Origin of the sequence: Pseudomonas sp. P8_229, from assembly GCF_034008635.1 — a bacterium.
Classification (GTDB): domain Bacteria; phylum Pseudomonadota; class Gammaproteobacteria; order Pseudomonadales; family Pseudomonadaceae; genus Aquipseudomonas.
This window is the reverse complement of record NZ_CP125378.1, coordinates 2,933,105-2,945,329: the sequence shown is the minus strand read 5'-3', so window position 1 is coordinate 2,945,329 and position 12,225 is coordinate 2,933,105. Positions and strand designations below refer to the sequence as shown.

Genomic DNA, 12,225 nt, shown 5'->3' with positions numbered 1-12,225 from the left:
TCGCTTGTCGCGCCAAGAGGCGCACAAGCCGCTTGCCCACCGCCAGGGTTGGTTTGAATTGATCGCTGAGGAGTCTTTTTCGTGACTGACAATACCCAGAAACCTACGAAGTATCGTGACGTCGAGATCCGCGCTGCACGCGGCAACAAGCTGACCGCCAAGAGCTGGCTGACCGAAGCGCCGCTGCGCATGCTGATGAACAACCTCGACCCGGAAGTCGCCGAGAACCCGAAAGAGTTGGTGGTCTACGGTGGTATCGGTCGCGCCGCGCGTAACTGGGAATGCTACGACAAGATCGTCGAGAGCCTGACCAACCTGAATGACGACGAGACCCTGCTGGTGCAATCCGGCAAGCCGGTCGGCGTGTTCAAGACCCACAGCAACGCCCCGCGCGTACTGATCGCCAACTCCAACCTCGTCCCGCACTGGGCGAGCTGGGAACATTTCAACGAACTCGACGCCAAAGGCCTGGCCATGTACGGCCAGATGACCGCTGGCAGCTGGATCTACATCGGCAGCCAGGGCATCGTTCAGGGCACCTACGAAACCTTCGTCGAAGCCGGTCGCCAACACTACAACGACAACCTCACTGGTAAGTGGGTGCTGACTGCCGGCCTCGGCGGCATGGGCGGTGCTCAGCCACTGGCCGCCACCCTGGCCGGCGCCTGCTCGCTGAACATCGAATGCCAACAGGTGAGCATCGATTTCCGCCTGAAAAGTCGCTACGTCGATGAGCAAGCCAAAGACCTCGACGACGCCCTGGCACGCATCGCCAAATATACGAAAGAAGGCAAGGCAATCTCCATCGCCCTGCTGGGTAACGCCGCAGAAATCCTCCCGGAGCTGGTCAAGCGCGGCGTGCGCCCGGACATGGTCACCGACCAGACCAGCGCCCACGACCCACTCAACGGCTACCTGCCAGCCGGCTGGACCTGGGACGAGTACCGCGCCCGCGCCAAGACCGAACCGGCCGCCGTGATCAAAGCCGCCAAGCAGTCGATGGCGGTGCACGTCAACGCCATGCTGGCGTTCCAGAAACAAGGCATTCCGACCTTCGACTACGGCAACAACATCCGTCAGATGGCGCAGGAAGAAGGCGTGGAAAACGCCTTCGACTTCCCGGGCTTCGTACCGGCCTACATCCGCCCACTGTTCTGCCGTGGCATCGGCCCGTTCCGCTGGGCGGCGTTGTCGGGTGACCCGCAAGACATCTACAAGACCGACGCCAAAGTCAAAGAGCTGATCCCGGACGACGCGCACCTGCACAACTGGCTGGACATGGCCCGCGAGCGCATCAGCTTCCAGGGTCTGCCGGCGCGTATCTGCTGGGTCGGTCTGGGCCTGCGCGCCAAGCTCGGTCTGGCGTTCAACGAAATGGTGCGTAGTGGCGAGTTGTCGGCACCGATCGTGATCGGTCGCGACCACCTCGACTCCGGCTCGGTCGCCAGCCCCAACCGTGAAACCGAATCGATGCAGGACGGTTCCGACGCTGTGTCCGACTGGCCACTGCTCAACGCTCTGCTGAACACCGCGAGCGGCGCGACCTGGGTCTCGCTGCACCACGGCGGTGGCGTGGGCATGGGCTTCTCGCAACACTCGGGCATGGTGATTGTCTGCGACGGTACTGACGAAGCGGCCGAGCGCATTGCTCGCGTACTGCACAACGACCCGGCTACCGGCGTCATGCGCCACGCCGATGCCGGTTACCAGATCGCCATCGACTGCGCCAAGGAGCAGGGCCTGAACCTGCCAATGATTACTTCGGTTAAAGGAGCCTGAACATGACTGCATTGAACCTGATCCCCGGCCAACTGAGCCTGTCCCAGCTGCGTGACGTCTACCAGCACCCGGTCAAACTGACCCTCGATTACAGCGCTGCCGCACAGATCGAAGCCAGCGTCGCTTGCGTCGAGCAGATCCTCGCCGAGAATCGCACCGCCTACGGCATCAACACCGGTTTCGGCCTGCTGGCCTCGACCCGCATCGCCAGCGAAGACCTGGAAAACCTGCAGCGTTCGCTGGTGCTGTCCCACGCTGCCGGTGTTGGTCAGCCGATCAGTGATGAGCTGGTGCGCCTGGTCATGGTGCTCAAGATCAACAGCCTGAGCCGTGGTTTCTCCGGCATCCGCCGCGTGGTGATCGACGCGCTGATCGCGCTGATTAATGCCGAGGTTTACCCGCACATTCCATTGAAAGGTTCGGTCGGTGCATCCGGCGACCTGGCACCGCTGGCGCACATGTCGCTGGTACTGCTGGGCGAAGGCAAGGCGCGTTACAAGGGTGAGTGGATGGAAGCGACCGAGGCGCTTAAAGTCGCCGGTCTGACCCCGCTGACACTGGCCGCGAAAGAAGGTCTGGCGCTGCTCAATGGCACTCAGGTTTCTACTGCATTCGCGCTGCGCGGCCTGTTCGAAGGTGAAGACCTGTTTGCCGGTGCACTGGCGCTGGGCGGTCTGACGGTGGAAGCGGTGCTCGGTTCGCGTTCGCCGTTCGACGCGCGCATTCATGCCGCCCGTGGCCAGAAAGGCCAGATCGACACCGCTGCTGCCTATCGCGATCTGCTCGGCGAGCGCAGCGAAGTCTCCGATTCGCACCAGAACTGCGAAAAGGTTCAGGACCCGTACTCGCTGCGCTGCCAGCCGCAAGTCATGGGCGCCTGCCTGACTCAGTTCCGTCAGGCCGCTGAAGTGCTGGTCATCGAAGCCAACGCCGTGTCCGACAACCCATTGGTGTTCGCGGCTGAAGGCGACGTGATTTCCGGTGGTAACTTCCACGCCGAACCAGTCGCCATGGCCGCTGACAACATGGCCTTGGCCATCGCTGAAATCGGCTCGCTGAGCGAACGCCGCATCTCGCTGATGATGGACAAGCACATGTCGCAACTGCCGCCGTTCCTGGTGGCCAATGGCGGGGTCAACTCCGGCTTCATGATTGCTCAGGTGACCGCCGCAGCACTGGCCAGCGAGAACAAGGCGCTGGCCCATCCGCATTCGGTCGACAGCCTGCCGACCTCGGCCAACCAGGAAGACCACGTGTCGATGGCCCCGGCTGCCGGCAAGCGTCTGTGGGAAATGGCCGAGAACACCCGCGGGATTCTCGCCGTGGAATGGCTGGCGGCGGTGCAGGGCCTGGACCTGCGCAACGGTCTGAAGACTTCGACCAAGCTGGAACAGGCGCGGGCGATTCTGCGCAAGGAAGTGCCGTTCTACGAGAAGGACCGCTTCTTTGCGCCGGACATCAATGCGGCGACCGAGCTGCTGGCTTCGCGGTGTCTGAACGAGCTGGTGCCGGTGAAGTTGCTGCCGAGTCTGTAAGTGCCTCATCGCCAGCCGGCCAGCTTCCACCATCGGTGGGAGTCAGCCTGCTGGCGATTCGATTTTTGCGTCGAATAAAAATAAATAAGGACGAAAAATGCAGCAGCCAGCAAAAGGTTTGAAACGCGGGCTCTCTGCCCGACATATTCGCTTCATGGCCCTGGGGTCGGCGATCGGTACCGGGCTGTTCTATGGTTCTGCCTCGGCCATCCAGATGGCCGGTCCCGCCGTTCTGCTCGCCTACCTGATCGGTGGCGCGGCGGTGTTCATGGTCATGCGCGCCCTTGGCGAGATGGCGGTGCACAACCCGGTCGCCGGTTCGTTCGGGCATTACGCAAGTACCTATCTGGGGCCCATGGCGGGCTTCATCCTCGGTTGGACCTACGCGTTTGAAATGGTCATCGTCGGCATGGCCGATGTGACGGCGTTCGGTATCTACATGGGCTTCTGGTTTCCGGAGGTTTCGCGCTGGATCTGGGTGCTGGGCATCGTGTCGGTGGTCGGCGGCCTGAACCTGTGCAACGTCAAAGTCTTCGGTGAAATGGAGTTCTGGTTGTCGTTGCTCAAGGTCGCGGCCATCGTCGCGATGATCCTCGGCGGCTTCGGCATCATGTTGTTCGGTATCAGCACGGCTCCCGGTCAGGCGACCGATATCAGCAACCTGTGGACCCAGGGCGGCTTCATGCCCAATGGCGTGGGCGGCCTGATCGCCTCGTTTGCCGTGGTGATGTTTGCCTTCGGTGGTATCGAAATCATCGGTGTGACTGCCGGTGAAGCCAAGGACCCGCATCGTGTGCTGCCCAAGGCGATCAACGCCGTGCCGCTGCGCATCCTGCTGTTTTATGTGCTGACGATGCTGGTGCTGATGTCGATCTTTCCGTGGCAACAGATCGGCAGCCAGGGCAGCCCGTTCGTGCAGATTTTTGACCATCTGGGTATCAGCTCGGCGGCCACCATTCTGAACATTGTGGTGATCTCGGCGGCGGTCTCGGCGATCAACAGCGACATCTTCGGTGCGGGGCGCATGATGTACGGTCTGGCTCAGCAAGGGCATGCACCCAAAGGCTTTGCTCAGCTGTCGCGCAATGGCGTGCCATGGCTGACGGTTATCGTGATGAGCTGCGCGCTGCTGCTGGGCGTGTTGCTGAACTACCTGATCCCGGAAAACGTGTTCCTGCTGATCGCCTCTATCGCGACCTTTGCCACGGTGTGGGTCTGGCTGATGATTCTGTTCACCCAGGTGGCCATGCGGCGTTCCATGAGTGCCGAGCAGGTCGCGCAGCTGAAGTTCCCGGTGCCGTTCTGGCCTTATGCACCGATGGCGGCCATTGCCTTCATGCTGTTCGTCTTCGGCGTGCTGGGTTACTTCCCGGACACCCAGGCGGCGTTGATCGTTGGTGTGGTCTGGATCGTGTTGCTGGTGCTGGCCTATCTGACATGGGTCAAACCGGCGGCCGCCCAGGCTGCCCGCGTGACCAGCGATCAGCCGGTTTCTCAGCCCTGATCTGACAGAAGGGACGTCCGCGATCTGCGCGCGTCCCTGCCACGCATCACTTCTTCGGGGCTTTGCTGCCGTTGGGGATGTGCAGGTAAGACATCACACTTTCGGTCAGTTCGGTCGCCAGTTTGACCGCTTCCTTGTTACGCGCCATCACCCCAGCGACCAGTCCTTCGATCAACGCCAGCATGGCGACATTGGAGCTGGTCAGCACCGGGTGATCGCAAGGCGCAAACAGCACATGCTCGGCAATACTGGTGAGCGGCGAGGCCGGTGAGTCGGTGATCGCCAGCACCGCCGCACCGCGTTCGTTGGCGAAGCGAGCGAGTTGCAGGGTGTCGAGGGAATAACGCGGCAGGGAAATCGCCAGCAACACGTCCTGATCCGTGATCGCGGCCAGTCGGTACGCGGCATTTTCGTTGCCGCCCTCCATGCTGATGGCGGTGGCATCTGCGCAGAACGGCATCAGCGTCGAGGCGGCGAGGCCGGCGAAGTAGACACTGTTGCCGAAGCCGAGGATGTAGATCTTGCGCGCGGTGGTCAGCCGGGTGACGAACGCTTCGAACGCGGCGGCGTCGTTATTGGTCGCCGTGGTGGACAGGTTACTGCTGGCGCTCTCGATCTGTTCATGCAGACCGAACGCTCCGCCCGGACGATGCGCCAGTTCATTGCGCAGCTTGTCGACCGGCGACACCATCTGCTGCAGCGTAGCCATCAACTCAGCCTTCATGCCCATGTAGCCACCGAGGTCCATCGCCTTTGCCAGACGGTTGACGGCGGCCGGAGAGGTCGATGTCTCGTGGGCCATTTCTTCGATGGTCAGCGTCGCGGCCTTGAGCGGATGTCGCAGGATGAAGTCAGCCACCTTGCGCAGCGACGGCGGCAGCTCGGCAACGATTTCCGCCAGTTTGCGCATGACCGGCGCGGCATAGACAGTGGTGTCTTTCGATGGGCTGGGCATATCCGGATCAACAGTTCCTGAAAGTGAGAGAAGGGCTGCGCCTGACAAGGTTGGCGGGAGTGTATCCGAAGCCAACCGTTGCAGGGCAAAGCCGAGCGCGCCGCCGGGCTTACTTCAGGCTCCCGGCCAGAAACTGCTGGAGGCGTTCGGACTGTGGATTGATCAGCACTTCACGCGGGTCGCCACGCTCTTCAACCAGGCCTTTGTGGAGGAACACCAGTTGATTGGAGACCTCGCGGGCGAAGCCCATTTCGTGGGTCACGACCACCATGGTGCGGCCTTCCTGGGCGAGGTCCTGCATGACCTTGAGCACTTCCCCCACCAGTTCGGGGTCGAGTGCCGAGGTCGGCTCGTCGAACAGCATCACCTCCGGTTCCATCGCCAGTGCGCGAGCAATCGCCACCCGCTGCTGCTCGCCCCCGGACATGTGGGCGGGCCAGGCATCCTTGCGATGCGCCACGCCGACTTTGTTCAAATAATGCTCGGCTTTTTCCCGGGCCTCTTTCTTGCCAACGCCCAGCACATGCACTGGCGCTTCCATGACGTTTTCCAGGGCGCTCATGTGCGACCACAGGTTGAAGTGCTGAAACACCATCGACAGCCGTGAGCGCATGCGTTGCAACTGCCGGGGTTCGGCTGCCTTGAGCCCGCCGAGTTTGTTGGTCACCAGTTTGAGCGGCTCGCCATTGAGCACAATGTTGCCGGCGTTCGGCTGCTCCAGCAGGTTGATGCAACGCAGGAAGGTGCTTTTGCCCGAGCCACTGGAGCCAATGATGCTGATCACATCACCGGCCTGGGCCTGCAGGGACACGCCCTTGAGTACCTGGTGGGCGCCGTAGCTTTTGTGCAGGTCCTGAATTTCAAGTTTGTACATGATTTGAACTCTCTGGCATCAGTCGCTGAGCAAGCGGCCTTGGCGAATAGGGGTGAAGCCGGCGACCTTGGCCAGCCACAGACCGGGCTGGGCAAAGCGCAGGCGTTCGCGGGCATAGAGCACGCCGTCGGTGCTGGCGCGCACGATGCTGTGGCGGTCGTTCAGCGGATCAAGGATTTCGAACAGCGGGTCGCCGATCTTGACCCGTGCGCCCACGGGTTGCAGGAAACTCACCACCCCCGGATGCGGCGCGTAAGCGTATTGCGCACCCGCAAACGGCATCGCCTGGCACTGACTGGGCGGCGCTGGCGGCCATTCACCACGGATCAGGCCCTGCTCGGCGAGATAGCCAAGAATCGCCTGCGCGCTGGCGGTGCAGGGTTCGCGCTCGGTGTCGGCCATGCCGCGCAACTCGATGGTGGTGGCCGCGCAGGCGAGGGGAATATTGGCTTCGGGGAACAGCTCGGTCAGGCGTAGCCACGGAATCGCGCAAGCCTCGTCGAACGCACTGCCGCCGGCATCTTCGGCCAGCAGCGTGACCTCGGCGCCCAGGCGCGCCGCCAGTGAATGCAGGCGCGGCCAGTGTTGCGGCATGGTGTAGAGCAACATCACCGACTCGAAATCGCAGTGCAGATCCAGCACAACGTCGGCGTCACAGGCGTGTTGCAGCAACAGGCGACGCAGGCCATCGAGCTCCGAGGTCGGTGGCGGCATGTCGCCGAGGATGTCGATCAATGCACGGCGGATCAGCGCGACGTTGGCGTCGGCATCATCGCCCAGGCGACCTTCGAGCAGCGGTGCCACGGCTTCGGCCAACTCCGGGAAGTCACGATTGAAATTCTTGCCGCTGGCGAACTCGAAGCGACCTTGATGCGTGGCCTGGAACATCTGGGCGATGCCGATGGGGTTGGCCATCGGCACCAGTTCGATCACGCCGTTCAGGCGCCCCTGAGCTTCCAGTTCGAGCAGGCAACGCTTGAGCTCGACGGCCACGCGCATGCCCGGCAGCTCGTCAGCATGCAACGACGCCTGAATGTATGCCTTGCGTGGCCCGGCGCCAAAACGGAACACCGAGAGTGTCCGTTCAGTGCCCGAAGCGCTCCACGGCAACGGGTATTGAATTTTTTCCATGTCAGCTCCTTAGTGCTTGCGCGGTGCCAGATACGCCAGCCAGTGGCGCTCGGCCAGCTTGAACAGGCGCACCAGAATGAAAGTCAGGGCGAGGTAGACGAGGCCGGCGGTGATAAACGCTTCGAACGGCATATAGAACCGCGAGCTGACCGTGCGCGCCGCGCCAGTGATATCCACCAGCGTGACGATGGAGGCCAGGCTGGTGGTTTGCAGCATCATCAACACTTCGTTGCTGTACTGCGGCAATGCCCGGCGCAACGCTGACGGCAGCAGAATGCGCCGGTACAGGGTCAGGCGGGACATGCCCATCGCCCTGGCGGCTTCGATTTCGCCGTGGGCGGTGGACTTCAGGCTGCCCGCCAGCAACTCCGCGCTGTAGGCACTGGTATTGATGGCGAACGCCAGGCAGGCACAAAAAGTGGCGCTGGAGAGGTAAGGCCAGAGCACGCTGTGCCGCACCGCTTCGAACTGCGCCAGGCCGTAATAGATCAGGAACAGTTGCACCAGCATCGGTGTGCCGCGAATAACGTAGGTGTAAAGCCACGCCGGGAAGTTGATCAGCGGCGAGCGCGACACCCGCATCAGCGCCAGAGGCACCGCCAGGACCAGCCCCAGGCTCAGGGAAATGCACAGCACTTTGAGGGTCAACAAGGCGCCATTGAAATACAGCGGCAAGTTTTCCCAGATCAGGTTGTAGTCGAGAATCATGGGCAGGTTCTCCTCACAGTTCGGCGGCTTTGATGCCGACCGAATAGTGTTTTTCCAGTGCGCGCAGCACCAGCAGCGACAGGCTGGTGAGCATCAGGTACAGCGCCGCCACCGCAATGAAAAAGGTGAACGGCTCGTGGGTCGCGTCGGCGGCGTTCTTGGCCTTGAACATCATGTCCTGCAGGCCGATGACCGAAATCAGCGCGGTGGATTTGGTCAGCACCAGCCAGTTGTTGGTGAACCCCGGGATGGCGAAGCGAATCATCTGCGGCACCAGAATCCGCCAGAACACCTGAGTGCCGCGCATGCCGTAGGCCGCGCCAGCCTCCGCCTGGCCTTTGGGGATGGCCATGAAGGCGCCGCGAAAGGTTTCCGAGAGATAGGCGCCAAAAATGAAGCCCATGGTGCAGACGCCAGCGATGAACGGGTTGATGTCGATGTAGCGGGTGTAACCGCATGCCAGTGCGATGCGGTTCACCAGATCCTGGCCGCCATAGAAGATCAGCAAGATCAGCACCAGATCGGGAATGCCGCGAATCAGGGTGGTGTAGCCTTCCCCGAGCATGGCCAGCCATTTGAGCGGCGACAGGCGAAACGCCGCACCGATCAGGCCCAGGGCAATGGCCAGGGACATGGAGGTCAGGGCCAGGTTAATGGTCAGCCAGGCACCATCGAGAATGCTCGATCCGTAGCCGTGGAGCATGATGAAGTTCCTCAAGCGTGCGCCGCAAGGCGCGCAAGACAAGGCCGAAAGCGCCCGCAGCAGGCCGGCGCCGAGCGGAGGCGAAGGTTTATTCGCCGTAGATATCGAACGCGAAATACCGGGCCATCACTTGCTGGTACTTGCCGTTGGCGCGGATGGCGTCGATCGCCGCATTCAGGCGCGCAGCGTTGGCGACATCACCCTTGCGCACCGCAATCCCGGCACCGCGACCGAAGTATTTCGGGTCGTTGATGTCCGGTCCGGTCAGTGCAAAACCCTGTCCGGCCGATGTCTTGATGAAGCTTTCGTCGGTGTTGACGATGTCGGCGAGGGTGGCGTCCAGACGTCCCGAGGCGAGGTCGAGGAAGGCTTCGTTCTGTGAGCCGTAGCGCACCACGACGACACCGGCCTGTTCCAGTTGCTCGGTGGCAAACCGGTCATAGGTCGAGGAGCGTTGCACGCCGAGTTTCTTGCCCTTGAGGTCCACCAGCGGGTCGTTGATCACGCTGCCGGCCTTCATCGCGAACTTGCCCGGCGTGTGGTAGTACTTTTTGCTGAAGTCGACCGACTTCATCCGGTCTTCAGTGATCGACATCGACGACAGCACGGCGTCGATCTTGCGCACCTTGAGCGATGGGATCATGCCGTCGAACTCCTGAATGACCCACTCGCATTTGACCTTCATTTCCTCGCACAGGGCGTTGCCGATGTCGTAGTCGAACCCGCTGACATTGCCCTCAGGTGTCTTGAAAGAAAAGGGTGGGTAGGCGGCTTCGATACCGATACGCAGGCTGTCTTCATCGGCATGTGCCAAGAAGCTGAGCGCGCACAGCGCCAGAGCACCTAGAAGTTCTGTCTTGTTCATTTTGTTGACTCCTGGGAGGGCGTTAGGGAAACAGTTGCCCGCCATCCGCAGTGGCGCGCTGGATCATTCCTGTGATCGGCGAGGCTATAAATGACACGAAATAAATCATTCATCAATACAGCTGAAAATAAAAATATCAATTCTGGATCGACGGTCGTTCGCCAATACCCGACTCGGGGCGGGTGCTGCCTATAATGGGCAGCGGTGTTGCAGTGGTTCTGGCGCCGCGAGGCTGGATAGCATCACGCAAGAAATCGCAGCCATTGCCGCTAATGCCGATCAGTCAAGCGCAGATCCCCTGTGGGAGCGGGCTTGCTCGCGAAAGCGGTGGGGCAGTCAATATCAATGTTTGCTGGGCCGACGTCTTCGCGAGCAGGCCCGCTCCCACCATTGATCTTCGTGGCTTTGAGCATTGAGTTCGCTTAACTGATCGGCATTAGCCATTGCCGCGAGTTTTTATCCACTTCGGGGACACCATGGATCGCTTCCAGGAAATGCAGGTCTTCGCTGTCGTCGCTCAAGAGCAGGGCTTTGCCGTTGCGGCGCGGCGCCTGGGGTTGTCGGCCGCCAGCGTCACCCGCGCGGTGGCGGCGCTGGAGCAGCGCATTGGTACGCAATTGCTGATCCGTACCACGCGCAGCGTGCACCTGAGCGAGGCCGGCCAGCGTTACCTGGAAGACTGTCGGAGAATTCTCGCCGAGGTGCAGGAAGCGGAAGACTCCGCCGCAGGCAGCCACACTCAGCCTCGTGGGCAATTGACGGTGACTGCGCCGGTGCTGTTCGGCGAGCTGTTTGTCACGCCAGTGATGGCGAGTTATCTGACGCAATACCCGGACGTTTCGATCAATGCGCTGCTGGTCGATCGGGTGGTGAGCATGGTCGAGGAGGGCATCGATGTCGCGGTGCGCATCGGTGAGTTGCCGGACAGCAATCAGCACGCGATCCGCGTCGGCGAAGTGCGGCGGGTAATCTGCGGTGCGCCGGGGTATTTCGCCACTCACGGTCGGCCGACCCATCCGCAGGCCCTGGCCAGTGCGCCGGTGGTGGCGACCTCATCCATCGGCCAGTTGCGCAGTTGGCCGTTTCTCGATGAGGGTGAGGCCATCAGCGTGCGGCCCGAACCGAGGCTGGTGGTTACCGCCAATCAGGCGGCGATTGCGGCGGCCTGCCTGGGGTTGGGACTGACCCGGGTGCTGTCTTATCAGGTGGCCGGCAAGGTGGCCTCGGGCGAACTGGAAATTGTCCTCGCCGACTTCGAACTGCCGCCGCTGCCGATCCACGTGGTGTATCAGGGCGGGCGCAAGGCGCCGGCTCGGGTGCGCAGTTTTGTCGACTATGCGGTGAAGGTGCTGCGCGAGCACCCAGCGTTGCAGAACGCCGCGTTATTTCATCCAGTGAAATAATCGATTGCGATTGCTGGTAATTCTGTTGCTTTGAGGATGAGTGGAAGATGGCGTCCAACGGTGCTGCCATCCCGAAGCGGCGCCACCTCCAGCGGAGTCGACCATGCAAGCGATCAAACTCTACAACTTCCCGCGTTCCGGCCACGCCCATCGGGTGGAGCTGATGTTGTCCCTGCTGCAACTGCCGACCGAACTGATTCTGGTCGATCTGGCCAAGGGCGAACACAAGCAAGCGCCGTTTCTGGCGATCAACAGTTTTGGTCAGGTGCCGGCGATCGATGATGGCGGTGTGGTGTTGGCTGACTCCAATGCGATTCTGGTGTATCTGGCGCTCAAGTATGGCAATGGCCGCTGGCTGCCGACCGATCCGCTGGGCGCTGCGCGGGTGCAACGCTGGTTGTCGGTGGCAGCGGGGCCGATTGCCTTTGGGCCGGCCGCAGCACGCCTGGTCACCGTGTTCGGTGCGCAACTGAACGCTGACGAACTCATCACCCGTGCCCACAACCTGCTCAAGGTGATGGAACTGGAACTGGGCAAGACCTCGTATCTGGCTGGCAGCGAGCCGACCATCGCCGACGTTTCCGCCTACAGCTACATCGCCCATGCGCCGGAAGGCAACGTGTCGCTGGACGACTACGCCAACGTCCGTGCCTGGCTGGCGCGGGTCGAAGCCTTGCGCGGTTTTGTCGGCATGCCGCGTACCGTCGCCGGTCTGCAAAAGACTGCCTGAAGGCTCGGCCTGGTTTGACCGGACCACCCTATTGCGCC

Annotated in this window: 11 protein-coding genes; 5 read left to right on the top strand and 6 right to left on the bottom strand. The window is 61.8% G+C overall.

Annotated features, from left to right (window positions below; all coding sequences use genetic code 11):
- The first annotated feature begins 81 nt into the window (after positions 1-81).
- The 3 genes from hutU to QMK55_RS13390 all read left to right on the top strand — a co-directional run bounded on the left by hutU (position 82) and on the right by QMK55_RS13390 (position 4,818).
- Entirely contained in the window at positions 82-1,779 is a 1,698-nt protein-coding gene (gene hutU / locus QMK55_RS13400) for a urocanate hydratase (protein ID WP_320329348.1), read from the top strand.
- 2 nt (positions 1,780-1,781) lie between these two features.
- Positions 1,782-3,314, top strand: a complete 1,533-nt coding sequence (gene hutH / locus QMK55_RS13395) for a histidine ammonia-lyase (protein WP_320329347.1) — start codon at positions 1,782-1,784, stop codon at positions 3,312-3,314.
- A 97-nt stretch (positions 3,315-3,411) separates the two neighbouring features.
- Positions 3,412-4,818 (top strand): amino acid permease, encoded by a 1,407-nt coding sequence (locus QMK55_RS13390; protein WP_102359130.1) that lies wholly within the window; start codon positions 3,412-3,414, stop codon positions 4,816-4,818.
- Between the two features lie 46 nt (positions 4,819-4,864).
- Here the strand turns inward: QMK55_RS13390 and QMK55_RS13385 are convergent, their stop codons facing one another.
- The 6 genes from QMK55_RS13385 to QMK55_RS13360 form a co-directional block, all read right to left on the bottom strand.
- Positions 4,865-5,773, bottom strand: a complete 909-nt coding sequence (locus QMK55_RS13385; protein WP_102359131.1) for a MurR/RpiR family transcriptional regulator — start codon at positions 5,771-5,773, stop codon at positions 4,865-4,867.
- 109 nt (positions 5,774-5,882) lie between these two features.
- Entirely contained in the window at positions 5,883-6,647 is a 765-nt protein-coding gene (locus QMK55_RS13380; protein ID WP_102359132.1) for an ABC transporter ATP-binding protein, read from the bottom strand.
- Positions 6,648-6,665: 18 nt separating this feature from the next.
- Positions 6,666-7,778, bottom strand: coding sequence for a succinylglutamate desuccinylase/aspartoacylase family protein (locus tag QMK55_RS13375; protein ID WP_102359133.1), 1,113 nt, complete (start codon positions 7,776-7,778; stop codon positions 6,666-6,668).
- Between the two features lie 9 nt (positions 7,779-7,787).
- Complete coding sequence (locus QMK55_RS13370) at positions 7,788-8,486, bottom strand: ABC transporter permease (RefSeq protein WP_102359134.1); 699 nt, start codon at positions 8,484-8,486, stop codon at positions 7,788-7,790.
- A gap of 13 nt (positions 8,487-8,499) precedes the next feature.
- Positions 8,500-9,189, bottom strand: coding sequence for an ABC transporter permease (locus QMK55_RS13365; protein ID WP_102359135.1), 690 nt, complete (start codon positions 9,187-9,189; stop codon positions 8,500-8,502).
- Positions 9,190-9,277: 88 nt separating this feature from the next.
- The gene (locus QMK55_RS13360) at positions 9,278-10,054 is read right to left on the bottom strand and encodes an ABC transporter substrate-binding protein (RefSeq protein ID WP_102359136.1); all 777 of its coding nucleotides are present in this window, start codon (positions 10,052-10,054) and stop codon (positions 9,278-9,280) included.
- Between the two features lie 476 nt (positions 10,055-10,530).
- On the opposite strand from QMK55_RS13360, the gene QMK55_RS13355 reads away from it, so the two are divergent.
- Both QMK55_RS13355 and QMK55_RS13350 read left to right on the top strand, forming a co-directional pair.
- On the top strand, positions 10,531-11,457 hold the full coding sequence (locus QMK55_RS13355) for a LysR substrate-binding domain-containing protein (RefSeq protein ID WP_320329346.1): 927 nt from the start codon (positions 10,531-10,533) through the stop codon (positions 11,455-11,457).
- Between the two features lie 103 nt (positions 11,458-11,560).
- Positions 11,561-12,187 (top strand): glutathione S-transferase family protein, encoded by a 627-nt coding sequence (locus QMK55_RS13350; protein ID WP_102356615.1) that lies wholly within the window; start codon positions 11,561-11,563, stop codon positions 12,185-12,187.
- Positions 12,188-12,225: the final 38 nt, after the last annotated feature.

Coding starts and splice junctions, on each gene's coding strand:
- QMK55_RS13370 (WP_102359134.1), bottom strand. CDS start 8,486: ATGATTCTCGACTACAACCTGATCTGGGAAAACTTGCCGCTGTATTTC.
- QMK55_RS13375 (WP_102359133.1), bottom strand. CDS start 7,778: ATGGAAAAAATTCAATACCCGTTGCCGTGGAGCGCTTCGGGCACTGAA.
- hutH (WP_320329347.1), top strand. CDS start 1,782: ATGACTGCATTGAACCTGATCCCCGGCCAACTGAGCCTGTCCCAGCTG.
- QMK55_RS13350 (WP_102356615.1), top strand. CDS start 11,561: ATGCAAGCGATCAAACTCTACAACTTCCCGCGTTCCGGCCACGCCCAT.
- QMK55_RS13390 (WP_102359130.1), top strand. CDS start 3,412: ATGCAGCAGCCAGCAAAAGGTTTGAAACGCGGGCTCTCTGCCCGACAT.
- QMK55_RS13355 (WP_320329346.1), top strand. CDS start 10,531: ATGGATCGCTTCCAGGAAATGCAGGTCTTCGCTGTCGTCGCTCAAGAG.
- QMK55_RS13385 (WP_102359131.1), bottom strand. CDS start 5,773: ATGCCCAGCCCATCGAAAGACACCACTGTCTATGCCGCGCCGGTCATG.
- QMK55_RS13380 (WP_102359132.1), bottom strand. CDS start 6,647: ATGTACAAACTTGAAATTCAGGACCTGCACAAAAGCTACGGCGCCCAC.
- QMK55_RS13360 (WP_102359136.1), bottom strand. CDS start 10,054: ATGAACAAGACAGAACTTCTAGGTGCTCTGGCGCTGTGCGCGCTCAGC.
- QMK55_RS13365 (WP_102359135.1), bottom strand. CDS start 9,189: ATGCTCCACGGCTACGGATCGAGCATTCTCGATGGTGCCTGGCTGACC.